Raw genomic sequence first — 23,544 nt, 5'->3', positions numbered from 1 at the left:
ACACGAACGATTCGAGGACAACCGCGTGAGCGCACAACAACAGAGCAGCGTGATCAGCCCCCTGCAGACCGCTCGAAAACTGGCGGCGCAGTTCGCCGAGACCGCTGTCGAGCGAGACGAGAAAGGCGGCACGCCCAAGGCCGAACGGGACGCCATACGCGCCAGCGGCCTGCTCGCCCTGAGCATTCCCAGGCAGTTCGGCGGCCTCGGCGCCAACTGGAGCGAGACCCTGGATATCGTCCGCGAATTGGCCAAGGTCGACAGCTCCGTCGCCCATGTATTCGGCTTCCAGCACCTGATGCTGGCCACCGTGCGGCTGTTCTCGCGTCCGGACCAGTGGCAGCCCTGGTTCGAACAGACCGCGCGCAAGAACTGGTTCTGGGGCAACGCCCTCAACCCGCTGGACACCCGTACCGTGGTCAGGAAATTCGACGGCTGGCGCGAGTTCTCCGGCAAGAAGAGCTTCTGCTCCGGCGCCAGCGATTCGGAAATGCTGATCGCCTCGGCGATCGACGAAAGCGCCGGCGGCAAGCTGCTGATCGCCGCCATTCCCAGCGGTCGCACCGGCATCACCCTGCACGGCGACTGGGACAACATGGGCCAGCGCCAGACCGACAGCGGCAGCGCCACCTTCGAGCGCGTGCGCGTCGAAGAGAACGAACTGTTGCTCGATCCGGGCCCGCTCAGCACGCCCTTCGCCAGCCTGCGCCCGCTGATCGCGCAACTGCACTTCAGCCACGTGTTCCTCGGCATCGCCGAAGGCGCCCTGGACGAAGCCCGCCGCTACACCCTCAAGGAGAGCCGTCCCTGGTTCAAGTCCAAGGCCCAGCACGTCAGCGAGGACCCCTACATCCTGCGTCACTACGGCGAGTTCTGGGTCGGCCTGGAAGGCACCCGGCTGCTGGTCGAACGCGCCGCCCACCTGCTCGATGAGGCCTGGCGCAAGGAAAACGCCCTGGGCAGCGAAGAGCGCGCGCAACTGGCGCTGGCCATCGCCGCCGCCAAGGTCACCGCCAGCCGTACCGGCCTGGACATCTGCAGCCGCCTGTTCGAAGTCACCGGCGCGCGGGCGACCCATGCCTCGCTGCGTTTCGATCGCCACTGGCGCAACCTCAGAACCCAGAGCCTGCACGACCCCGTGGACTACAAGATCCACGAGCTGGGCGACTGGGCGCTGAACCAGACGCGCCCCACGCCGTCTTTCTACTCATAAGGGATCACCATGCAACTGCTGACCTTGCCCCCGTCCCCGACACTGGCCACCTCGATCAGGGCTACCGCTCAAGTCTTCGAAGACCCGAAATCGCAGGCGCTGCTCGCCCACTTGCAACAGGTCGCCCCGAGCGAGGCCAGCGTCCTGATCATTGGCGAGACCGGCACGGGCAAGGAGCTGGTCGCACGCCACATCCACAACCTCAGTGGCCGCCGCAACGGCCCCTTCGTCGCGGTCAACTGCGGCGCCTTCTCCGAGTCGCTGGTCGAGGCCGAACTGTTCGGCCATGAGAAAGGCGCCTTCACCGGCGCCCTGGCGGCCAAGGCCGGCTGGTTCGAGGAAGCCAACGGCGGCACCCTGTTCCTCGACGAGATCGGCGATCTGCCCATGCCTATCCAGGTCAAGCTGCTGCGCGTGCTGCAGGAGCGCGAAGTGGTGCGCCTGGGCTCGCGCAAGAGCATCCCGATCAACGTGCGGGTGCTGGCCGCGACCAACGTGCAACTGGAAAAGGCCATCAATGCCGGGCACTTTCGCGAGGACCTGTACTACCGCCTCAACGTGGTCAGCCTGCAGTTGCATCCGCTGCGCGAGCGCCCTGGCGACATCCTGCCGCTGACCCGCCATTTCATCGCCGAATACAGCCGGCGCCTGGGTTACGAACAGGTCACCCTGGACGATGCGGCCAAGCAGAAACTGGTGGGCTACAGCTGGCCGGGCAATATCCGCGAGCTGGAGAACGTCATCCACCACACCCTGCTGATCTGCCGCGACCAGGTGGTCGGCGCCAATGATCTGCACCTGTCCAACCTGCGCCTGGAACGCCAGGACGACAGCCACCGGCTGCACGACGAGTCGGCCGACGCCCTGCTGCAGCGCGCCTTCCAGAAACTCTTCGAGGAACATACCGGCGCCGTGCACGAAAAGGTCGAGGATGCCCTGATGCGTTCGGCCTACCGCTTCTGCCACTACAACCAGGTGCACACCGCCAACCTGCTCGGCCTGACGCGCAACGTCACCCGCGCGCAACTGATCAGGATCGGCGAACTGGTGGTGAACAAGCGCCGCCCCGCCCACAGCATTCAGGACCGGCGGGTGATCAACCTGTCGATATGAACCCATAACAAGATAGCGCCATGCGTTGCATGAACAGGAGCTCGCGAGGGCTCCATCCCGCTTACGCGCAACGAGGATGATTGATCATGAGTCTCGATATTTTCTGGTTCCTGCCCACCTCCGGCGATACCCGCTACCTGGGCATTTCCGACAGCGGCCGGGCGGCCACCAACGCCTATATGCGGCAGATCGCCGTGGCCGCGGAAAGCCTCGGCTACGACGGCCTGCTGATCCCCACCGGCAGCAGTTGCCTGGACCCCTGGGTGACCGCCGCCAGCCTGGTTCCGGTCACCCAGCGCATCAAGCTGCTGGTGGCGCTGCGCACCTCCCTGGGCAACCCCACCGCCTCGGCGCGGCAGGCCGCGACCCTGGACCAGGCCAGCGGCGGACGCCTGCTGCTCAACGTGGTGCCCGGCGGCGACGCCACCGAACTGGCCGCCGACGGCGTGTTCCTCGAGCATGACCAACGTTACGAGGCGGCCGACGAGTTCCTCGACGTCTGGCGCCGCGTGCTGCAAGGCGAAACCGTCGACCTCGACGGCAAGCACCTGAAGGTCAAGGGCGCGCAGAATTTCTTCGCCCCGTTGCAGACGCCTTATCCGCCCCTGTACTTCGGCGGCTCGTCGCCAGCGGCCCACGAACTGGCGGCCAAGCACGTGGACGCCTACCTGACCTGGGGCGAGCCCCCGGCGGCGGTGGCCGAGAAGATCGCCGACGTGCGCGAGCGCGCCGCCCGTCACGGCCGCAGCGTGCGTTTCGGCGTGCGCCTGCACGTCATCGTCCGGGAAACCAGCGAAAAGGCCTGGGCCGCCGCCGAGGAACTGATCAGCCACCTGGACGACGCCAGCATCGCCGCCGCCCAGGCCAACTACGCGCAGATGGATTCGGTGGGCCAGCGGCGCATGGCCGAGCTGCACGGCGGCCGTCGCGACCGCCTCGAGGTGTCGCCCAACCTGTGGGCCGGGGTCGGCCTGGTACGCGGTGGCGCCGGCACCGCCCTGGTCGGCGATCCGCAGACGGTGGCCGCGCGCCTGCAGGAATACGCCGACCTGGGCGTGGACAGCTTCGTGCTCTCCGGCTACCCGCACCTGGAGGAAGCCTACCGCTTCGCCGAACTGGTGTTCCCGCTGCTGCCCGGCAAGGGCAAGGTGACCGTGGCCGGGGCATTCACCGGTGGCGCCTTCGACGTCCGCGCCGGCAAGGTCGACAAGGAGGACAGCGCGGCATGAAGATCATCGACATGCGCTGCCGCCCGGCCTACCTGCACGACTTCTTCGGCGCCACGCCGGGCAGCCCCGAGCACGCGAGCGCCCGCTGGCTCAACCGGCGGGTCGGCACCCGTGGCCCGGACGATCACTTCGAACGCTCGCTGACGGCGGACGGATTCCTCGCCGAAGTGCGCGATGCCGGGCTGAGCAAGGCGGTGGTGGTCGGCCGCCATACGCCGAGCCAGCACCTGCCCAACGACACCATCCATGGCATCGTCCATGGCCACGACGAACTGCTCGGCATCGCCGGCATCGATCCGGCGCTGCTGGGCGTCGAGGGCGCGCTGGCGGAGATCGACCGCGCCATCGACAGCCTCGGCCTGGCAGGCATCGACCTGGAGCCAGGCTTCGGCGAACCGGCTCGGCATGCCGACGATACCCTGTACTGGCCGATCTACGCCCACCTGCAGAAACGCCGCATCCCGTTGTTCCTGATGAGCGGGCCGACCACCCCCGACCCGGCGTACAACGACCCGGGCCGGCTGGCGGCCGTGGCCCGGGCCTTTCCCGAGCTGGCCATCGTCGTCTACCACGGCTTCTGGCCCAACGTGCAACAGGCCCTCGGCGTGGCCTTCCGCTACGAGAACATCCACCTGGTGCCGGACATGTACCTGTTCCTGCCCGGCAGCGAAGCCTACGTGCAGGCGGCCAATGGCTTCCTCGCCGAGCAGTTGCTGTTCGGCTCCTCCTACAGCTTCCGGCCGATCCGCCAGAGCATCGAGGATGCCCAGGCGCTGGGCTTCAGGGACGAGGTGCTGGAGAAGTTCTTCCACGGCAACGCGACACGGCTGTTCGGCCTGTAGGCGAGCAGCCTGCAACACGCAGCCCGGGTGGGGTGGATGACGCCTCACCCGGGCCTCTGTGGGAGGGGCTTTGGCCGCGAGCGCTTCGCGCTCTATCGATGTGCTCGCGAGCAAAGCGGACACCTACCCGCCCTCTCATCAAATATCAGGTAACCCATTGATTTATGGGCGTTTAAAAATTTCAGGATGGGTCGGGCCGCGTAGCTGCAATTGATGGGTTGCACCCATCCTACGTATGGACTCGCCAGCGAGCCCATCGCGTTACTCTGTCTGCATCGACCTGTTTGCTGCGCGACAGCGCTGCGGCGAAGACGTGGAGACAGCTGCATCCCGGCAGCCGCTCGCACCTTGAGGCCGTCTCCGCTGCAGCGCTATGGCGCGAACCCGAGAAAAGCGCCGAGCTCGCCCTTCTTGGCCATGGCGTCCTGATAGCCGAGCTCGATCAGTTCGTTGCAGTAGCCGGGCTCGAACAGCAGGTAACTCAGTACCCCCGCGCCACTGGCTTTGGTCGCGCCCGGCCCGCGCAGGAACAGGCGCAGCGCCGCGGGCAGCTCGCGGCGATGGCGGGCGGCGATGACGTCCAGCGGCTGGCTCGGGGAAATCACCAGCACCTCCACCGGCTTCAGGCCCAGGCCGCGGGTCCGCTGCTCGGCGGGAATCAGGCGGCCCAGGTAATTGAGCCGCTCGAGCAGTTCGATATCGCTTTCCACGTTGTCGATGAAGGTGCTGTTGAGCAGGTGCCCGCCGATCTGCGCCAGGCTCGGCGGCCTCGCCGCCGGCAGCGGACGTAGGCTTTCGGCGGCGGCCTGCTCGCCCAGCGGATTGCCGCTGACGCCCACCACCAGCACCCGCGTGGCGCCCAGGTGCAGGGCCGGGCTGATCGGCGCGGTCTGGCGTACCGCGCCGTCACCGAAGTATTCACGGTTGATCTTCACCGGTGGGAAGATCAGCGGGATCGAGGCACTGGCCAGCAGGTGCGGCAAGGCCAGGCGTGTCGGCACGCCGACCCGGCGATGGCGGAACCAGGGGTCGATGGCCGCGCGGCCCTGATAGAAGGTCACCGCCTGGGCCGACTCGTAACCGAAGGCCGTGACCGCCACCGCGCGCAGCTGACGCTGGCGCACCGCGGCGGCGATGCCGGTAAAGTCCAGCTCCCGCGCCAGCAGCTCGGCCAGTGGCGAGCTGTCGAGCAAGGCCACCGGCACCTGCCCGCCCAGCCCGAGCAGGCTGTGGCCGACGAAACGGCTGGCCTGGCGCAATACCCCTGGCCAGTCGCTGCGATACACCTGATGGGTATGGAAGCTGCGCCACACCGTACCCAGCCGGCGCACCGCCTCGCTGAAGTGCAAGGCACCGCAGGCCAGACCGACCGCATTGATCGCCCCCGCCGAGGTGCCCACTATCACCGGGAACGGGTTACGCGTGGCATCGGGCAACAGATCGGCGATCGCCGCCAGCACGCCGACCTGATAGGCCGCACGCGCACCGCCGCCGGAAAGGATGAGCCCGGTGGTAGCCGGGCCGGGGGAAGCATCCTGCGTCATCGATCGATTCCCAACAAAAGCTGCAAGCTATAAGCCACAAGCTGCAAGCAAGAAATTCGCTTAACCATGGATCCGCTTTCAGCTTGAAGCTTGAAGCTAGCGGCTTGAAGCTTCAATACAGCCTGGGCTCGCCCGGTGGCCGGGTCTTGAAACGTCGGTGAGCCCACAGGTACTGCGTCGGGCAGGTGGCGATCGCCTGTTCGACCCACTGATTGACACGCAGGCAGTCGGCCTCCTCGCTCTCGCCGGGGAAATCGGCCAGGGCGGGGTGAATGGTCAGCCGATAGCCCTGTGCACCGGGCAGGCGCACCTGGGTGAACGGCAGCACGATGGCGCGGCCCAGGCGGGCGAACTTGGTGGTGGCGGTCACCGTGGCCGCCTGCACGCCGAACAGCGGCGCGAACAGGCTCTGCTTGGGACCGTAGTCCTGATCCGGCGCATACCAGATGGCCCGGCCGCCACGCAGCACCTTGATCATGGCGCGCACGTCTTCGCGCTCGATGGCCGTGGCATCCCGGTTGTGGCGTTCACGGCCACGGCGCTGGACGAAATCGAACAGCGGATTGCCGTGCTCGCGGTACATGCCGTCGATGGTGTGCACCTGGCCGAGCAACGCGGCGCCGATCTCCAGGGTGGTGAAGTGCACCGCCATGAGGATCACGCCCTGGCCTCGCGCCTGGGCCTGCTGCAGGTGCTCGATGCCCTCGATATGGGCCAGGCGGGCGAGCTTTTCCCGTGGCCACCACCAGCTCATGGCCATCTCGAAGAAAGCGATGCCGGTGGAAGCGAAATTCTCTTTCAGCAGCGCCTGGCGCTCGGCGGCGGACATCTGCGGGAAGCACAGCTCCAGGTTGCGCGTGGCGATCCGCCGCCGGGAACCGGCCACCCGGTACATCAGCCAGCCCAGACCACGGCCCAGCCCCAGCAGTGCGCCATAAGGCAGCTGCACGGTCAGCCAGAGAAGCCCCAGGCCCAGCCACAGCGGCCAGAAGCGCGGGTGAAGGAAGTAGCCACGAAACACTGGACGATCCATTGACGATCCCGGACAAACGATCAAAGCCGCGCATTCTAGCAGCTACGCCCACCCGGTTTGGCGACTCGGGAGATTCTGTCCGGCGGCCGATGCCCAGGGTCTCACGGCCCATGCCGGTTGGCGCGGAGACGAAACGCTTGCCGGTGGCAGGGAAAAGCGCCTTCCACCCTGCGTGGTCGTGCCTTCGGCGAGGCTCGAGCGTTGCAACGCTTGCGCCTGCATCCGCCAGGTGCTCGCCGACCTGGGCGGCCTGACCCGCGAAACGGCAGCTTTGTCTTGCATGAGTACGCGCCCGGCGTCAGCATCGAGGCAATCGCCGCCAGGATCGCCAGTTGGTCATCTCGCCCGACGCACGGGAAATGACCGTCCGAGTTCCTGTACAGCGCAGACCGGGCCACCGCCTGCGCGGCGCGAACCATGACAAGAACAACAGGGCCGACACTGTCACGGCCAGGAGAACCCCCATGCAAGATGTCGTTATCGTCGCCGCCACCCGCACCGCCATCGGCAGCTTCCAGGGTGCGCTGGCCGGCGTTCCCGCCACCGAACTGGGCGCCGCGGTGATCCGCCGCCTGCTCGAGCAGACCGGCCTGGATGGCAATCAGGTCGACGAAGTGATCCTCGGCCACGTACTTACCGCCGGTGCCGGGCAGAACACCGCCCGCCAGGCGGCGATCGGCGCCGGCCTGCCCCACGCCGTGCCGGCGCTGACCCTGAACAAGGTCTGCGGTTCCGGACTCAAGGCGGTACATCTGGCCGCCCAGGCGATCCGCTGCGGCGACGCCGAACTGGTCATCGCCGGCGGTATGGAGAACATGAGCCTGGCGCCCTATGTACTGCCCAAGGCGCGTACCGGCTTGCGCATGGGCCACGGCCAACTGCTCGACAGCATGATCAGCGACGGCCTGTGGGACGCCTTCAACGACTACCACATGGGCATCACCGCCGAGAACCTGGCGGACCGATACGCCATCAGCCGCGAAGCCCAGGACGCCTTCGCCGCCACCTCGCAGCAGAAGGCCGTGGCCGCCATCGAAGCGGGTCGTTTCCAGGACGAGATCACCCCCATCCTGATTCCCCAGCGCAAGGGCGACGCGCTCGCCTTCGCCACCGACGAGCAGCCCCGCGCCGGAACCAGCGCCGAATCCCTGGGCAAGCTGAATGCGGCCTTCAAGAAGGACGGCAGCGTCACCGCCGGCAACGCCTCGAGCCTGAACGATGGCGCCGCCGCGGTGCTGCTGATGAGCGCCGCCAAGGCCGCCGCCCTCGGTCTGCCGGTGCTGGCGCGGATCAAGGCCTACGCCAACGCCGGCGTGGACCCGGCGGTCATGGGCATCGGCCCGGTGTCGGCGACCCGCCGCTGCCTGGACAAGGCCGGCTGGTCGCTGGACCAGCTCGACCTGATCGAGGCCAACGAAGCCTTCGCCGCCCAGGCCCTGGCGGTCGGCCAGGAACTGGGCTGGGACGCCGCCCGGGTCAACGTCAACGGCGGCGCCATCGCCCTCGGCCACCCCATCGGCGCATCAGGCTGCCGGGTGCTGGTGACCCTGCTGCACGAAATGCTCAAGCGCGACGCCAGCAAGGGCCTGGCCACCCTGTGCATCGGTGGCGGCCAGGGCGTGGCGCTGCTGCTCGAGCGCGACTGAGTCCACCAGCACCGCCACGGCGCATGCCTCGGCCTGCTCGACGAAGACGCTCGACAGCTGCCGTATCTGGCAGGCCCCGATTGTGCCGTAATGCTGATCAGATAAGGTTTTTGTAGGAGCAAGAGTGGCAAATCGCCGCCCGTGTAGGAGCGTCGACCTCGGCGCGATGCGAGGGTGGCCATGCTGCAGAAATCGCGATATGGCCACGATTCGCCGCGAGGTCGCGGCTCCTACAGGGCCAGGGCAAACCGCCGTTTTGCGGGCCAAATGCTTAACTGACCGGCATTACCGATTGTGCCGGGCTTTACGATCGACGGCATCCCCCCCGGGCGCAGCACCCGGGCATGGGCCGATCATGGATGCGTGAGCTGGATGCTGAGCGCACGCAGTCGGGCCCGGGCCTGCTCGTCATAGGCTTGCGCATTGGCCCGGGCTTCGCGCCGGCCACTGAAATAGAGACCCGTGCGATCCGCCAGCTCGGGCGCGTTGATGAGCTGAAGCAGCGCATCCGCCCCTTCATCGACGCTACTCCAGGGCCTGATCCCCGACTCACGCACCATGGCCGTATCCATATAGTTCGCCGGATGAAGCGAATTCGCCGTAACGCCTGAACCCCGTAATTCCTGCGCCAGATCGATCGTGAACATGATCAGCGCGAGCTTGCTCTGCCCGTAGGCACGCTGGGCGTTGTAGTCGCGGGCCAGCATGACATCGTTGAAGTCGATCGCGTTCTGGCCGGCCGAAGCGACATTGACGATCCGGGCGGGGCTGCTCGACCTCAGCAAGGGCTGCAGACGGCGAGTCAGGGCGAAAGGCGCGAGATAATTGACGGCAAAGCACAATTCGTGGCCGTCCTGGCTGAGCCGGCGGCCTTCGCCTGGCTTGCCGGTATAGATCCCGGCATTGTTCACCAGCACGTCGAGACGTTGGTGATCCTGCGAGACCGCCTCGGCGAGTTCGGCTACTGCGGCGAGTGAAGAAAAATCGGCCCGGTAGAACTGTCCTGTCCCGCCTGCATCGCGGATGCTGGTCAGCACCTCCTGCGCCCGTGCCTGATCCCGGCCATGCACGAGGATCGTCACTCCCGGTGCCGCCAGGCGCTCGGCGAGGCGGCGGCCGAGACCATCCGTGGCCCCGGTGATCAGGATGTTTCGCTTGCCGCCGGCGTTGCCCCCGCCCGCCCGAGCGCCGGTTGACGCGAACGCCGGGGACAACAAGGCAGTGCCGGCCGCGAGCGAGAGGAGCTTGAGGAACTGCCGGCGTTCCTCTGCGCCGGAGTCCAGGAACGGGATCGCCCGGAGGGGGCCTGGTGCCAGTGTGGGTTTCTCGGGCATCTTCGAGCGCTCCTTAACGGGAAGGTTGACGATAGCGGGGTTTTCCACGGTGCTGGCGGAACTTTGGCATTGACCTGCAACCGTAAACAGGACTGGCTTTATTCCGGTATCGATACTGCTACGATGAATCCATGGATGCCAAAGTGACGAGCGAAGAGATGCGGCGCCGCGAGTTGGCCGACTTTCTCCGTAGCCGACGGGAACGCCTGTCGCCGGAGAACGTCGGGCTTCCCTAGGGGCGGCGGCGTCGCACACCCGGCCTGCGCCGCGAAGAAGTCGCCTTGCTCGCAGGCGTTGGCACGACTTGGTACACCTGGCTGGAACAAGCACGCGAGGTGCGTCCTTCCGCCGAAGTGCTGTCGGCGATCGCCCGTGCCTTGAGGCTCGATGCCGACGAGCAACGGCATCTTTTCCAGCTCAGTGATCGTCCCCCGCCGGGCCTGCGCCCTTGCGGCCCGGAGGCCGTTCCCGAGGCGCTGCGGCGCATGCTGGAGAGCATGGCCGGACAGCCGGCCTACGTGCTGGGGCGTCGCTGGGACATCCTCGCCTGGAACCACGCGGCTGCGGCGGTGTTCGGCGATTACGGCCAGCTGTCGGGCGACGAGCGCAACATCATGCACATGGTGTTCGCCAATCCCGATCACCGCCGCAAGGTGGTGGACTGGGAGATCCTGGCGCCGATCGCACTCGCCAATTTCCGCGCAGATAGCGTGCGTTTCGCCGGCGATCCCGATTTCGAGCGCCTGATCACGCTGCTGAATGCGCTGAGCCCTCAATTTCGGGACTGGTGGCCCAGGCACGACGTGTCGAGTGCCGTGGCCGGATGCAAACGCATCGACCAGCCCATGGTGGGGCGCATGGTGTTCGAGTACACGAGGCTTGCCGTGCTCGATCACTCCGAGTTGAAGCTCGTCATCTACACGCCGCTCCAGGAAGGGAACACAGCGCAGAAGCTCGGTCGGCTTCTTCGCTCCACCTAGCCATTTATCCATAGGAGCAAGCTCGTCTCCTCGTACACACCGATACGAGCTTGCGATGCCGATTACTGCTCGGCGATGAGCACGAGGGAACTCTGCATACCATGATCCGCCGTCTGCTTGCCGCTACCCTGCTCTGCCTGTACATCCAGTCGCTGTGGCCACTGCCCTCCGCCATGGCCGCCGAACGCGCGCCTGCCCCCATCGTCTATATCGTTCACGGCTATGGCGCCGCGCCGAGCGACCACTGGTTCGCCTGGCTGAGCGAACAACTGGAACAGCGCGGCATCGAGGCGCGGGTGCTGGCGCTACCCGATTCCCAACGCCCCTCGGTACAGGGCTGGGCCGATTACCTGGACACGGCCATCGACCGTCACGATGGCGACAGCTACTTCGTCACCCACAGCCTGGGCTGCATCGCCCTGCTCGATCACCTGCAGCGTCAGCCGGGCGGCAGCCGGGTCGGCGGCGCGGTGCTGGTGTCAGGCTTCGCCGAAGCCCTGCCGGCGCTGCCGCAGCTCGACGCCTTCACCAGCCGCCCGCTGGACTTCGCCGCCCTGCGTGGCCGGATCGGCAAGCGCAGCGTGATCGCCGCCCAAGACGACCCCATCGTGCCCTATCCGCTGAGCGCACGCCTGGCGGACAAGCTGGACGCCAAGCTGGTGACCCTGGAACAGGGCGGCCATTTCCTCGCCTCGGATGGTTTCGTGCAACTGCCCCAGGCGCTCGACGCGCTCCTGGCGATGATGACGTCGTCACCCTCGCGACCGCACCGATGAACCCGCCCAGCCCGCGCAGGTCACGGCGGTCGTCCTGTTCGCAGATATCGTCAACGCCGCGGCCTATTGGCGGCAGCTGTCCCACACCCCCATGACCTGCCCCACCGCCGCATCCAGTGCCGCATGCTCGACACCATCCCGGGCCAGGGTGGAAAGGCCGAGCAGAAAGCTGTCGAACACCGAGGTGAGGGCTCGCACATCGGTCGTGCCCGCCAGTTCGCCGGCGGCGAGTCCGCGCTCGATGCAGGCCTGGATAGCGGCTCGGGTACGGCTTCTGACCTCGCTCAGCGGCGTCGGGCCCTGCGCCCGCTCCGGCGAGCACACGCCGATCACCCCGAGCGCGACCATGCAGCCCCGCGGGTGCCCTGCCTCGCACTGCATCCTGGCGGATCGCCGCAAGGCCAGCTCGATGGCGTCACGTGGTGGCAGCGCGGTGTCGAACAGGCTTTCGGTGACCCGCCCATAGGTGTTCAGGTAGTGCTGCAGCGCTTCCTTGAAGAGTGCCTCCTTGGAACCGAAAGCCGCATAGAAACTGGGCGCGGAAATACCGCCACCGATACCGGCCTTGAGCTGACTCAGCGATGTGGATTCATAGCCATGCTCCCAGAACAGGTGCATGGCCTGGACGACGGCCGCATCGCGGTCGAATGTGCGTGGGCGCCCCATCTGTGCCATATCCATCCTCCTGGTGATCATATAAATACTAGTCGATACAAAAGTCATTGACCATGGACTCCCATCCGCCTACATTTATACCAATCGATATATATCCACAGAACCCGCCATGCCTTCCACTCCCCCGAAACCCGACCGGCTACCGGTCGCCGCGCTGCTTGCACTGGCAATGACCGGCTTCATCTGCATCGTCACCGAGACCCTGCCCGCCGGCCTGCTGCCGGAGATCAGCCGTAGCCTGGGCGTGTCCTCCGCACTGGCAGGTCAACTGGTCACCCTCTATGCGCTGGGCTCGCTGTTGACCGCCATCCCTCTGACCATCGCCACCCAGGGTTGGCGGCGGCGCAACGTACTGCTGCTATCTATCGTCGGTTTCCTGCTCTTCAACACGATCACGGCCTGTTCGTCGAGTTACGTGCTGACCCTGATCGCCCGCTTCTTCGCCGGCGTAGCCGCCGGGCTCGCCTGGAGCCTGCTCGCCGGCTATGCCCGGCGCATGGTCGCCCCGCACCAGCAGGGCCGCGCCCTGGCGCTGGCCATGGTCGGCACACCCATCGCCCTCTCGCTGGGTGTGCCACTGGGCACCTGGCTCGGCAGCCTGGTGGGCTGGCGCACGGCATTCGGCCTGATGTCCGTGCTCAGCATGGCATTGATCGTCTGGGTGCTGGCGAAAGTACCGGACTACCCCGGCCAGAGCGGTGCGCAACGCCTGCCACTGCGTGCGGTGTTCCTGACCCCGGGGGTACGCCCCGTTCTGGGCGTGGTGATGACCTGGATGCTTGCCCACAACATCCTTTACACCTACATCGCGCCCTTTCTGGCACCCGCCGGGCTCGCCGCACAGGTCGATGTGGTTCTGCTGGCCTTCGGCCTCGCCGCTCTGGCAGGCATAGGGATAACCGGCCGGCTGGTCGACCGTCACCTGCGCCGCGCGGTGCTCGCCAGCCTCGCCACCTTCGCCCTGGTCGCGCTGCTTTTCGGCCTGCATGCCGAGTCCGCGCTACTGGTGTACAGCGGCGTATTCATCTGGGGACTGACCTTCGGTGGCGCCGCCACGCTGCTGCAAACGGCACTGGCCGACGCCGCCGGTCGTGGCGCCGATGTAGCGCTGTCGATGAACGTCGTCATCTGGAACGGCGCCATTGCCGGCGCAGGCCTACTGGGCGGCGTGCTGCTTGGCCAGCTCGGCGTCGGCTCGTTCCCCTGGGTAATGCTGGCCCTGCTGCTGAGCGGTCTATGGATCGCCGCCACGGCAAGCAGCCATGGCTTTCCGTCCGGGCAGCGGCGCAGCGATGCAGTGCTGGCCGGCCACTGACCGCCTCCTTTTCCCACTCATGCTCCACTGCAGGAGATACGCCCATGTCTGATTCAAGCAATAAATCGGTTCTGGTACTCGGCGGCAGCCGTGGGATCGGCGCGGCCATCGTGCGCCGCTTCGCCAGCGACGGCGCCCGTGTGACCTTCACCTATGCCAGTTCGGGCGCAAGCGCGAAGGCGTTGGCCACGGCCACCGCCAGCAACGCCGTGCACCTGGACAGCGCCGATCGCGGCGCACTGGATACAGAGATCGCCAACCTCGGCCCCCTCGACATTCTGGTGGTCAATGCCGGCGTATTCATCGCCGGCGATCCGCTCGAGCTGGACGCCGACGCCATCGACCTGCTGTTTCGCATCAACATCCATGCGCCCTACCACGCCGCCATCGCCGCGGCGCGACAGATGCCCGAAGGCGGCCGCATCATCTTCATCGGTTCGACCAACGCCGAGCGCACGCCGATGCCGGGCATGGCCGCCTACGGGGCCAGCAAGGCCGCACTGACCGGCATGGTCAAAGGCCTGGCGCGTGACTTCGGCCCACGCGGGATCACCGTCAATGTCGTGCAGCCAGGCCCCACGGATACCGATATGAACCCTGCAGACGGCCCGCTGAACGAGCTGATGCACAGCTTCATGGCGATCCAGCGCCACGCCCGCAGCGACGAAATCGCCGGCCTGGTCGCCTGGCTGGCCGGTGCCGAAGCCGGCTTGGTGACCGGCGCAGCGCTGACCATCGACGGGGGCTTTGCCGCCTGATCAGCATGACCTCGATAGCCGGCGCAACGTTTTCACCGAGCGATCCACGCTGATCCGGTTCGGCGGCGAACGGCGAATCACCCCGGCCGCTCAGTACGACGAGACAGCCGGGCCATTTGCTGGCAGTCTCGTCGCTGCTTTGCCTGCCAGCGCCTGCCGCAAGGCGGTTCTGCGCAAGTCTGGCGGCCTGGCCCGCGCCTTCAGCCGATGGCAGCGGCGCGGCCTTCAATCAATCACTCGGGAGGGTTCATGCCCAGCGCAGGTGAGTATTTTCATATCGGTCAGGACGACCTCGAGGGCCATGATCTGGCCGAACTGATCGCGGCACGGCCTGGGCCGCTGGCGTTCAGCGGCGTCGATTTCAGCGCTCGGGACCTGTCGCGCCTGGACTTGCGTGGCGCCCGCTTCGAACGCTGCCTGTTCGCCGGCAGCGACCTCACCGCCGCCAAGCTGGATGCCAGCCAGTGGCTCAACTGCCGCGCGGCGCAGGCGCTGTTCGTCTCGGCCACGCTGGTGGACGCGACCTTCCTGCGCTGCGACCTCAACAACAGCAAATGGCAGCGCAGCAAGCTGGCCCAGGCCTCGTTCGAGGGCTGCAAGCTCACCGGCGCCAATTTCGTCGACTGCGCTTCCCTGGGCCTCACCTTCAACGACTGCGTACTGCGCAGCGCCTGCCTGTCGGGCCTGTCGTTCTACAAGAGCGAACTGCACAACCTGGACTTCGCCGAGGCCGATCTGAGCCATTGCGACTTCCGCAAGGCGGTCTTCGTCGAAGGCGGCAGCCTGTCCCTGGCCCGGGTCAACGATGCCCGCTTCGACCAGGCCGACCTGCGCGAGGCCAGCCTGGACGGCCTGCGCCTGGTCGACGCCAAGCTGTTCAAGGGCGCGATCATCTCCCGAGCCCAGGCGTCGATGCTGCTGGCGGGCCTGGGCCTGACCGTCCTTTAGGGTCTGTTGCCGTTTCACGCACGGCCGCGCCGGAGCCCTTCGGGTTGCGCGGGAAATCTCGCCATGCTTCGTTGGAGGACTTGAAAAGGGAACGCCATTCCCTGCGTCCTCCGCCTCGCTTGGCGAGATTTCTCGCTGCAACGCGGCTCGCGTTGAAACGGCAACAGACCCTAGGATACGGCCCTCAACCCAGCAGGGCGATCAGCGCCGGTACGCTGAGCACGGCGGTGTAATAGCCCATGAACTGCACCCCGATATTGAAGCCGAGGAAACGCCCGAGGAAGCCGCCGAGCAGGCCGATGGTGACGATCACCAGCAGCCCGAGCAGGCCACCCTCCCAGATGCCGACCACCAGCACCAGGCCGATGAAGGTGGCGATCACCGCCTCGTGGCTGATCTTGCGCGCCACGAACGAGGCCGCCTGGTGGGCGAAGTTCATGGTGAAGGGATAGGCGATGAGGATGGCGACGATCACCGCCAGCATGCCGTAGCCGAGGAACTCCCAGTTGTTCAGCAGGTTGTGCAGGTTGTTGATCTCGCCGCTGGCGCTGTCCACGCTGAAACGTGGCGGCGCGTTGAACAAAGGCGCGGCCGGCCCCGCCGCCACCGGGCTCAGCGGCAGGCCGAAGGCGATCAGCGGAATCAGCGCCTCGGCGATGTAGGTCGATTCGGTCACCCCGTTGCGGGCGGTGATCACCGTTGTCAGCCGCTCGTAGGCCTGCTTGATGCGGGCGCCGATCAGCTCGCCCATGATCACCGTCATGGCCACCGGGCTGAACACGAAGGTGGCGCTGGTCACACTCGCCGCCATGGCGGTCATGCGCGCCTGGCGCTTGTTGATCACCCGGAAGGGATTGGGAAAATAGCCACGCCAGCCTTTCATGTCCGGCGCCAGGGAGAAGGTGCGGAACTCGTCGCGGCGCATCCGCTCGCGCTCGGCCGGGGCCAGCAGCGAGAACAGCGAGGTGATCAGCGGCGCCACGGCGATGCCGAGGAAGTAGCTGACCGCCAGTTTGACGTCGTACTGCGCGGTCAGGGTCTGCAGCGCGACGATGACCAGCACGAAGGGCAGCAGCGCCAGCACCGCCGCCCAGCGTCCGGCCGAGAAGTAGGCGATGGTGAAGGCGGCGCAGAGGAACACCCAGGGCGCGAACTGCTTGATGACATCGCCGAACGGCGCCAGCAGCACGGCGAACAGCACCGCCAGCGGTACCGCGATGACCGCCGCCACGGCGCCGCCGGAGATCATCTTGCGCAGCGCCACATGCGGTACGCCGAGGCGGCGCAGGTGGTTGGCATCGCCGATCAGAGCGGTTGCCGAGGTGTCGCCGGGAATGCCGAGCAAGGCGGTGGGCACCGCGTGGGTCATGTGCTTGGCCACCGCCCCGGCCAGGAAGAAGGTGAGGATGCCGGCCGGCGGCGCGCCAAGCAGCACCACCAGCATGGTCAGTGGCGCCAGGGTGGTGGTCTCGTCGGTTCCCGAGACCAGGCCGATGGCAGAGAACAGCACCGCGCCGAACAGGCCGAGGCTCAAGGCCATGAGAATCTCATAGAGCAGGCCGTCCATCAGGAGCGTCCTCCGCTCAGCGCCAGGGAGGCGCGCACATCCGCCTCGGCCTCGGGCGCCGCGCCCCCTTCCCGCGCTTCCCTGGCCTGCGCCTCGCGGAACAGCTCGTAGAGCCCCAGCTCATGCAACTCGGCCACCACCTCGGGCGAGGTGTCCTCGAGACGGCCGAGGCTGCCGTACTCCTTGAGCAGGTCACCCACCACCTGCTCGCGAAAGGCCGGGTCCGCCACATGCTCGACCACATCGCGCTTGGGCTTGAACAGCATGGCGCTGATCGCCCCGCCGCCCAGGCAACCGAGAATGCCGAAGAGCATGGCGTAGGCCTTGGCCATCTGCGCCGACTCGACGATGCCGCCGAGCAGCCACAGGGCCAGCGCATAGGCGCCGAGGCTGACGATGGCGCCGACGATGATGGACAACACCAGATGCCTGGCATCGACGGTGTCGCCCCACACTTCGTAGAGGTTGTCGGTGTTGCGGCTGGCGTCCGTGCTGGGCGGTGTCGCGGCCGGTTTGGCAAGCGCTTGGCTCATGGTGTCCTCCGCCCGTTCGGGCTCTTGTTGTTATCGAGGAAACAGCGTGGTGATCCAGGGCCTTGCCGGCCCCTGCCCGGCCAATGCCGGGATTGGTGTTCGATAAAGAGCTAGTGGAGCGCCACGACCGCTCGTCCCTGGGTGGTGACCTGGCCATGCTGGTTGACCAGGCGCAGTTCCAGCGTCACCTGCTGCGCATCCACGCCGGTGATTTCGCCCTCGGCGGTCAGCGCGTCGCCGACGTAGGCCGCACGCCGGTTGCTGTAGCTGAAGCGCAGGATTCGTCCGCCTTCACCCATCCAGGCCTCCACCAGTTGCGTCAGCCAGTCGCCCTGCAGTGGCCCGTCCACCAGCAACCCCGGATGCCCCTCGACCTGCTGCGCATAGGGCAGGTCGTAGTGGATACGGTGCGCATTCCAGATCGCCGCGTTGTACAGGAACAGTTGCACCGTGCCCGGCGCATGGTGTCGCTGCGGCAGGCGCTGGCCCACCTCGACAGTGCTTGCTCGAGTCATGTTCACCTCGCGATTCGCGTCAGGCGCTCGGTCACGACCGGCTCGCCCTGTTCGCTTTCAAAACGGTTTTCGAAGAGCAGAAAGATCAGCGGCCCTTCGCTGCCCTGTTTTTCCTGGATGTCCACCAGGGTCTGCCGACAGAGCAGCACATCGCCGGGGCGGATGGCGCGATGAACCTCGAACTCGCTGCCACCGGCCAGGATGCGTTTCAGCGGCAACTCGGGAATCAGTGCGTCGCCCGGCTTGTGCCCGTCCGCCAGCAACTGGTCGAGGGGCAGCACCGGCATCAGGGCGCTGAACAGGAACAGCAGCGGCGCTTCGTCACCGCTCAGGTAACGCGCTTGCTGCTGGCCGGTGGCAACCGCGTACTTGCGGATGTCGTTGCGCTGTACCTCGAAACGCACCGCCGGCAGCGACACGCCGATATGGCTGCGGATGGCTTCGTTGAGCAAGCCCATCAGATCACCCCCAGGCGAACCAGCTCGTCATACTCGGCTTCGTCCAGGCCCAGCCACTCGCGGTAGATCGATGGGTTGTGCTGACCGACACCGGGGGCCGATGCGCCGCGTTCCAGGGTGCCGCCGGAGAGTTTGATCGGATTGCCGAACACCTCGAAACGCGCGCCCTGATAGTCCACCGGCACCACCATGTCGCGTTCGCGCAGGTGCGGATCGGCCACCACTTCGTCGATGCCCTTGATCGGCGACAGCGGAAAACGGTCGCCGGTCATGGCCTCCAGCTCGGCCTTGGTATATGCGCCCAGCCAGCGCTCCACGGCCGGCTTGACCTTGCGCAGGTAGACCTCGCTGTCGAAACGCTTGGCCATGCTGTCGACCTCGGGGTCGCTGGCCATCGCCTCGTCGCCGAAGGTCAGGCAGGCCTCGCGCCAGAACTTGTCGGTGTAGGCGCCGAAGAACACATAGCCATCCTTGCAGGCGTAGCGCCCGTAGGGACGCACGAACGGATGGCCATTGCCCTCGGGCACCGTGACCTTGCCGGTTTCGGTGTAGGTCACCAGGGCGTTTTCGGTCAGCGAGACGATGGCGTCCTGCTGCGACACATCGACCAGCTGGCCCTGCCCGCTGCGCTCTGCTTCACGCAGCGCACCGAGGGTGCCAATGGCGGCATACAGCGCGGCGGACAGGTCGCCCAGCACGGTGCCCACGCGCATCGGTTCCTGCACCGTGCCGTTCATCGACCAGAGACCGCCACTGGCCTGGGCGCTGCTGTCGAACGCAGGCCGCAAGGAGTTCGGGCCATGCTGGCCGAAGCCGCTGATGGCGGTGAACACGATGGCCGGGTTGACCGCCTTGAGCACGTCATAGCCCAGGCCCAGCTTGGCCATGGTGCCGGGGCGGAAATTCTCGATGACGATATCGGCCTTGCGCACCATCTCCAGGAAGGTGGCCTTGCCCTCGGCCTTCTTCAGGTCGAGGCCGACCGCCATCTTGTTACGGTTGAACTGGGCGAAGAAACCACTCAGCGGCTCGCTGGACGAGCGGCTGAGTGGCGGGAAGTCGCGGGTCAGGTCGGGATCGTTGGGGTTCTCGATCTTGATCACCGTGGCGCCCATGTCGGCCAGCAACATGGCGCAGTAGGGCCCGGCGACCACCCGGGTCAGGTCGAGAACGGTCACGCCCTTGAGTGGGCCCAGGGGCTTGGCGAACGTCGCCAGGGTATCGCTGAGAGGGTTCATGCGCCTGCTCCATTCATTATTGTTGTTCGGCACCCGGCCGGCTCATGGCACGGGCGACCCGCGACGCCGTGCTGCGCTGCAGGGCCTGATCGATGTAGCGCCCGGCCTCGATCAGCGCGTCCAGGTCGACGCCGCTGGCCAGACCGAGACCGTTGCACAGGTACACCAGTTCCTCGCTCGCCACATTACCGGTGGCGCCGGGTGCATAAGGGCAGCCGCCGAGCCCGGAAACCGAGCTGTCGAACACCCGCACGCCACTCTCCAGGGCGGCGTGCACATTGGCCACCGCCATGCCGTAGGTGTCGTGGAAATGCCCGGCGAGCGCGCTGAGCGGCACTTCGCCGGCGCAGGCCTGGATCAGCTCGCGGGTCTTGCCCGGCGTGCCGACACCGATGGTATCGCCGAGGCTGACTTCGTAGCAGCCCATGGCGTAGAGATCGCGGCTGACCCGTACCACGTCGGCCAGCGGCACCGCGCCACTGAGCGGGCAGCCGAGCACGCAGGATACGTAGCCGCGTACCGCCACGCCCTGCTCGCGCGCCTTGGCCAGCACCGGCTGGAAGCGCTGCAGGCTCTCGTCGATGGAGCAGTTGATGTTCTTCCGCGAGAAGGCCTCGGAGGCCGCGGCGAATACCGCGACCTCCCGGCAGCCCGCCCGCAGTGCGGCATCCAGGCCCTCGAGGTTGGGCACCAGGGCGCTGTAGACGACACCCGGACGTGCCGGCAGTCGGCGCAGCACCTCGTCCGAATCGGCCATCTGCGGCACCCAGCGGGGCGAGACGAAGGCCCCCGCCTCGATGCGGCGCAGGCCACTGGCGGCCAGCCGTTCGATCAGGCCGATGCGCGTCTCGACCGGCAGGCTGCGCGCTTCGTTCTGCAGGCCATCGCGTGGCCCGACCTCCACCAGGCGGACGCTATCCATGCTCACTGCCCGCGCTTTTCGCGCAGCAACGCCTGGGCACGGTCGGCGCGTACGTCCCGGGTTTCGACCATGCGCTTGACCAGCCAGTCCAGCTCATCGCCACGGGCACCGGCCGACAGCGCGATATTGCGCGCATGCAGGGCCATGTGACCACGCTGGATGCCTTCGGTGGCCAGCGCACGCAAGGCCCCGAGGTTCTGCGCCAGGCCGACGGCGACGGCGATCTCGCCCAGTTCCTGGGCGCTCTTGACGCCGAGGATGCGCAACGACAGCTGCGCCAGGGGATGGGTCTTGGTGGCGCCACCGACCAGGCCGAGCGGCATGGGCATTTCCAGGGTGCCCACCAGATGGCCCTGGCTGTCTTTCTCCCAAGTGGTCAGGGAGCCGTAATGACCATTGCGACAGGCATAGGCATGGGCGCCCGCCTCCACCGCCCGCCAGTCGTTGCCGGTGGCCACCACCAACGGGTCGATGCCGTTCATGATGCCCTTGTTGTGGGTCGCGGCGCGGTAGGGATCGATGGCGGCGAAGGTATAGGCGTCGATCACCCCTTCGATGACCTCCGCGCCCTGGTACTCGGCGGTATCCAGATGCTCCGGGGCGATGCGCAACTGGGCGCGGGCCAGGCGCAGGTCGGCGAGGTTGGAGAGGATGCGCAGGCGCACCTTGCCGCCGGTGAGCTGCTCCATCAGCGGCGCCACCGCTTCGGCCATGGTGTTCACCGTGTTCGCGCCCATGGCGTCGCGCACGTCGACGATCAGGTGGGCGACCAGCATCGGCCCGCGTGGACTGTCGATGAAGGTGTGCACCTCGATATCGCGACAACCACCGCCGAGCGTGTTCAGCAACTGATCCTTGCTGTTGGCCAGAGCGATGATCTCGTCCTTGTTGCGCAGCAGGCTGAGGCGCGCGTTGCAGGGGTCGCTGACAGCGATGATCTGTACCTGGGCACGCATCAGCGGCGCACTGCTGGAGGTCTGGAAGCCACCTGCCGGACGGGTCAGCTTGGCCATGAACGAGGCCGCGGCGACCACCGAAGGCTCCTCCACCACCAGCGGGATCAGCATCTCGCGGCCGTTGATGCGGAAGTTGCTGGCCAGGGCGTAAGGCAGCTCGAAGGTGCCGATCACGTTTTCGATCATGCCGTCGGCGATCTCCAGCGGCAGTGCGCCGGCGTCACGCAGCAGCGCGGTGTCCTCGGCGGACAGACCGAGCAGGCGTTGCACCTGATCAAGGCGTTGGGAGGGGGACAGATTGCGGAAGTCGGGCAAGCGGGAATCGATCGACATGGGCGCTCCTCGGGGAGTCGTTTGTTCTTGGTTGGGACGAACGTTATCCTCACTGTATCCCTGAAAGAAGGTACAGTTTGCCCGGACACTTCATTCCTGTACCCAGGGATTTGCGCCATGCCCCGACCGACCCTCGCGCAGAAAGTCGCCGACGCCATTGCCCGGCAGATCGCCGATGGCGCCCTGCAGACCGGCAGCAGGCTGCCCTCCCTGCGCGAATACATGCGCCTGCACGGGTACTCGAAAAACACGGTGATCACCGCCTACGAACACCTGGCCTCCCAGGGCCTGGTGGAAGCCCGGCACGGCAAGGGTTTCTTCGTCTGCAAGAACGTCAGCGCCAGTGTCGAGGAGGACGAATCGCAGCCCTACACCCGGGCGCTGGACACCATCTGGATGATGCGCCAGCAGTTCGTCCGCGACCCGGGCCACTCGCACCTGGGCGAGGGTTTCCCGCCGGTGGAGTGGCTGATGGACATGCGCCTGGACAAGTTCCACCGCCAGGTGGTGCGCGGCGGCGTCACCACCCTGTTCCGCTACGGCACGCGGCTGGGCAATCCCGGCTTGCGCCAGCGCCTGGCGCAGAAGCTGGCGGACTACCGCATCGCCGTCTCGCCACGGCAACTGGTCACCACCCTGGGCGCCAACCACGGCATGGATCTGATCATCCGCCGCTACGTCATACCCGGCGACGCGGTACTGGTCGAGGATCCGGGCTATTACCCGCTGTTCGGCAAGCTGCAGTTGCAGGGCGCGCGCATGCTCGGCGTGCCACGGCAGGCCGACGGCCCGGACCTGGACGCGCTGGAACGGGTGCTGAAACGGGAGAAGCCGAAGCTGTTCTTCCTCCAGTCGGTGGGCCACAACCCCACCGGCTCGGACATTTCCCCGGCCAAGGCCCACCGCCTGCTGCAGATCGCCGCAGCCCACGACCTGCTGCTGGTGGAAAACGACGCCATGGCCGACTTCAAACCCAGCTCGGCGACGAAACTCACGGCGCTGGATCAGTGCGAACGCACGCTGTACCTGGGCAGTTTCTCCAAATCGATTTCCGCCGCCTTGCGCGTCGGCTTCATCGCCGGCAGCAAACAGCGCATCGAGGAGTTGGCCGACCTGAAAATGCTGCTGCACAACAGTGGCGCCGAATACAGCGAGCGCACCATCGACGTGATCCTCGGCGAAGGGCATTTCCTGCGCCACCTGTCACGCCTGCAGGATCGCCTGCGCGCCGCCACGCAACGCGGGCTCGAGGTACTCGACGAACTGGGCGCCGAGGTGTTCTGCCGGCCGCAGCAGAGCCTCTACCTGTGGGCGCGCTTCCCCGGCATCGACGACGCCAACACCCTGACCCGGCAGTGCCTGGCGCAAGGCGTGATGCTCGCCCCGGGCGCGATCTTCGCCGTCGACCGCCGCACCCCGGTGCCCTGGACGCGGCTCAACGTCGCCTACCTGGACGACCCGGCGTTTCGCCGCAGCCTGATGCGTTGAACGCAGCAAGGTAGCCCGGCGTCGAGCGTAGCGATACCCGGGGTCTGTTCCCTGGGTATCGCTGCGCTCAACCACAGGCTACGGGCTGCGGCCGTCTGGGGATCGGCTGCCAGAGGTTGAGCGGTTTT

22 protein-coding genes and 1 pseudogene are annotated in these 23,544 nt (G+C 66.8%); 12 read left to right on the top strand and 11 right to left on the bottom strand.

Annotation, left to right across the window (positions count from 1 at the left end):
- Positions 1-25: 25 nt before the first annotated feature.
- The 4 genes from DNK34_RS15715 to DNK34_RS15700 all read left to right on the top strand — a co-directional run bounded on the left by DNK34_RS15715 (position 26) and on the right by DNK34_RS15700 (position 4,397).
- Positions 26-1,213 (top strand): acyl-CoA dehydrogenase family protein, encoded by a 1,188-nt coding sequence (locus DNK34_RS15715; protein ID WP_131176296.1) that lies wholly within the window; start codon positions 26-28, stop codon positions 1,211-1,213.
- Positions 1,214-1,222: 9 nt separating this feature from the next.
- On the top strand, positions 1,223-2,326 hold the full coding sequence (locus tag DNK34_RS15710) for a sigma-54 interaction domain-containing protein (RefSeq protein ID WP_131176295.1): 1,104 nt from the start codon (positions 1,223-1,225) through the stop codon (positions 2,324-2,326).
- Positions 2,327-2,412: 86 nt separating this feature from the next.
- Complete coding sequence (gene ssuD / locus DNK34_RS15705; RefSeq protein ID WP_131176294.1) at positions 2,413-3,555, top strand: FMNH2-dependent alkanesulfonate monooxygenase; 1,143 nt, start codon at positions 2,413-2,415, stop codon at positions 3,553-3,555.
- Positions 3,552-4,397, top strand: coding sequence for an amidohydrolase family protein (locus DNK34_RS15700; RefSeq protein WP_131176293.1), 846 nt, complete (start codon positions 3,552-3,554; stop codon positions 4,395-4,397). Before ssuD ends, DNK34_RS15700 begins: the two co-directional genes overlap by 4 nt.
- Positions 4,398-4,768: 371 nt before the next feature.
- Here the strand turns inward: DNK34_RS15700 and DNK34_RS15695 are convergent, their stop codons facing one another.
- Positions 4,769-5,941, bottom strand: coding sequence for a patatin-like phospholipase family protein (locus tag DNK34_RS15695; RefSeq protein WP_131176292.1), 1,173 nt, complete (start codon positions 5,939-5,941; stop codon positions 4,769-4,771).
- Between the two features lie 112 nt (positions 5,942-6,053).
- Positions 6,054-6,974 carry a lipid A biosynthesis lauroyl acyltransferase gene (locus tag DNK34_RS15690; RefSeq protein WP_131176291.1) on the bottom strand — a complete coding sequence of 307 codons (921 nt, stop codon included), beginning with the start codon at positions 6,972-6,974 and terminating at the stop codon, positions 6,054-6,056.
- Positions 6,975-7,438: 464 nt separating this feature from the next.
- Here DNK34_RS15690 and DNK34_RS15685 point away from each other — a divergent pair, with 464 nt between their 5' ends.
- Complete coding sequence (locus tag DNK34_RS15685; protein ID WP_131176290.1) at positions 7,439-8,620, top strand: acetyl-CoA C-acetyltransferase; 1,182 nt, start codon at positions 7,439-7,441, stop codon at positions 8,618-8,620.
- A 353-nt stretch (positions 8,621-8,973) separates the two neighbouring features.
- Here the strand turns inward: DNK34_RS15685 and DNK34_RS15680 are convergent, their stop codons facing one another.
- Entirely contained in the window at positions 8,974-9,954 is a 981-nt protein-coding gene (locus DNK34_RS15680; RefSeq protein ID WP_131176289.1) for an SDR family NAD(P)-dependent oxidoreductase, read from the bottom strand.
- Between the two features lie 251 nt (positions 9,955-10,205).
- On the opposite strand from DNK34_RS15680, the pseudogene DNK34_RS25875 reads away from it, so the two are divergent.
- The 3 genes and pseudogenes from DNK34_RS25875 to DNK34_RS15670 all read left to right on the top strand — a co-directional run.
- Positions 10,206-10,352 (top strand): annotated as a pseudogene (locus tag DNK34_RS25875) (helix-turn-helix domain-containing protein); the annotation flags it as partial.
- Positions 10,332-10,934, top strand: a complete 603-nt coding sequence (locus DNK34_RS15675; RefSeq protein WP_278248883.1) for an MmyB family transcriptional regulator — start codon at positions 10,332-10,334, stop codon at positions 10,932-10,934. The pseudogene DNK34_RS25875 and the gene DNK34_RS15675, both read left to right, overlap by 21 nt.
- A gap of 101 nt (positions 10,935-11,035) precedes the next feature.
- Positions 11,036-11,710: an RBBP9/YdeN family alpha/beta hydrolase gene (locus DNK34_RS15670; protein ID WP_207401608.1), complete on the top strand. Its 675-nt coding sequence runs from the start codon at positions 11,036-11,038 to the stop codon at positions 11,708-11,710.
- Between the two features lie 63 nt (positions 11,711-11,773).
- Here DNK34_RS15670 and DNK34_RS15665 read toward each other — a convergent pair whose 3' ends face one another.
- Positions 11,774-12,385: a TetR/AcrR family transcriptional regulator gene (locus DNK34_RS15665; RefSeq protein ID WP_131176288.1), complete on the bottom strand. Its 612-nt coding sequence runs from the start codon at positions 12,383-12,385 to the stop codon at positions 11,774-11,776.
- A 109-nt stretch (positions 12,386-12,494) separates the two neighbouring features.
- On the opposite strand from DNK34_RS15665, the gene DNK34_RS15660 reads away from it, so the two are divergent.
- From DNK34_RS15660 to DNK34_RS15650, 3 genes are all read left to right on the top strand, one after another.
- On the top strand, positions 12,495-13,700 hold the full coding sequence (locus DNK34_RS15660; protein ID WP_131176287.1) for an MFS transporter: 1,206 nt from the start codon (positions 12,495-12,497) through the stop codon (positions 13,698-13,700).
- A 44-nt stretch (positions 13,701-13,744) separates the two neighbouring features.
- The gene (gene bdcA, locus DNK34_RS15655; RefSeq protein ID WP_131176286.1) at positions 13,745-14,458 is read left to right on the top strand and encodes an SDR family oxidoreductase; all 714 of its coding nucleotides are present in this window, start codon (positions 13,745-13,747) and stop codon (positions 14,456-14,458) included.
- Between the two features lie 249 nt (positions 14,459-14,707).
- On the top strand, positions 14,708-15,406 hold the full coding sequence (locus DNK34_RS15650) for a pentapeptide repeat-containing protein (protein ID WP_131176285.1): 699 nt from the start codon (positions 14,708-14,710) through the stop codon (positions 15,404-15,406).
- Positions 15,407-15,590: 184 nt separating this feature from the next.
- On the opposite strand, the gene DNK34_RS15645 is transcribed toward DNK34_RS15650, so the two are convergent.
- From DNK34_RS15645 to DNK34_RS15615, 7 genes are all read right to left on the bottom strand, one after another.
- Positions 15,591-16,973, bottom strand: a complete 1,383-nt coding sequence (locus DNK34_RS15645) for a tripartite tricarboxylate transporter permease (protein ID WP_131176284.1) — start codon at positions 16,971-16,973, stop codon at positions 15,591-15,593.
- The gene (locus DNK34_RS15640; RefSeq protein WP_242675343.1) at positions 16,973-17,506 is read right to left on the bottom strand and encodes a hypothetical protein; all 534 of its coding nucleotides are present in this window, start codon (positions 17,504-17,506) and stop codon (positions 16,973-16,975) included. Before DNK34_RS15640 ends, DNK34_RS15645 begins: the two co-directional genes overlap by 1 nt.
- Positions 17,507-17,616: 110 nt before the next feature.
- Positions 17,617-18,021 (bottom strand): hotdog family protein, encoded by a 405-nt coding sequence (locus DNK34_RS15635; RefSeq protein WP_131176283.1) that lies wholly within the window; start codon positions 18,019-18,021, stop codon positions 17,617-17,619.
- A 2-nt stretch (positions 18,022-18,023) separates the two neighbouring features.
- Positions 18,024-18,479 (bottom strand): FAS1-like dehydratase domain-containing protein, encoded by a 456-nt coding sequence (locus tag DNK34_RS15630; RefSeq protein ID WP_131176282.1) that lies wholly within the window; start codon positions 18,477-18,479, stop codon positions 18,024-18,026.
- Positions 18,479-19,717 (bottom strand): CaiB/BaiF CoA transferase family protein, encoded by a 1,239-nt coding sequence (locus tag DNK34_RS15625; protein WP_131176281.1) that lies wholly within the window; start codon positions 19,715-19,717, stop codon positions 18,479-18,481. Before DNK34_RS15625 ends, DNK34_RS15630 begins: the two co-directional genes overlap by 1 nt.
- Positions 19,718-19,733: 16 nt before the next feature.
- Positions 19,734-20,645, bottom strand: coding sequence for a hydroxymethylglutaryl-CoA lyase (locus DNK34_RS15620; protein WP_278248882.1), 912 nt, complete (start codon positions 20,643-20,645; stop codon positions 19,734-19,736).
- Positions 20,642-21,928: a hydroxymethylglutaryl-CoA reductase, degradative gene (locus tag DNK34_RS15615; protein WP_131176279.1), complete on the bottom strand. Its 1,287-nt coding sequence runs from the start codon at positions 21,926-21,928 to the stop codon at positions 20,642-20,644. Before DNK34_RS15615 ends, DNK34_RS15620 begins: the two co-directional genes overlap by 4 nt.
- 117 nt (positions 21,929-22,045) lie before the next feature.
- On the opposite strand from DNK34_RS15615, the gene DNK34_RS15610 reads away from it, so the two are divergent.
- Complete coding sequence (locus DNK34_RS15610; RefSeq protein WP_131176278.1) at positions 22,046-23,416, top strand: aminotransferase-like domain-containing protein; 1,371 nt, start codon at positions 22,046-22,048, stop codon at positions 23,414-23,416.
- Positions 23,417-23,544 lie beyond the last annotated feature (128 nt).

The organism is Phytopseudomonas dryadis, from assembly GCF_004327355.1.
GTDB classification, from domain to species: domain Bacteria; phylum Pseudomonadota; class Gammaproteobacteria; order Pseudomonadales; family Pseudomonadaceae; genus Aquipseudomonas; species Aquipseudomonas dryadis.
This window is presented reverse-complemented; position numbering and strand designations above follow the sequence as displayed.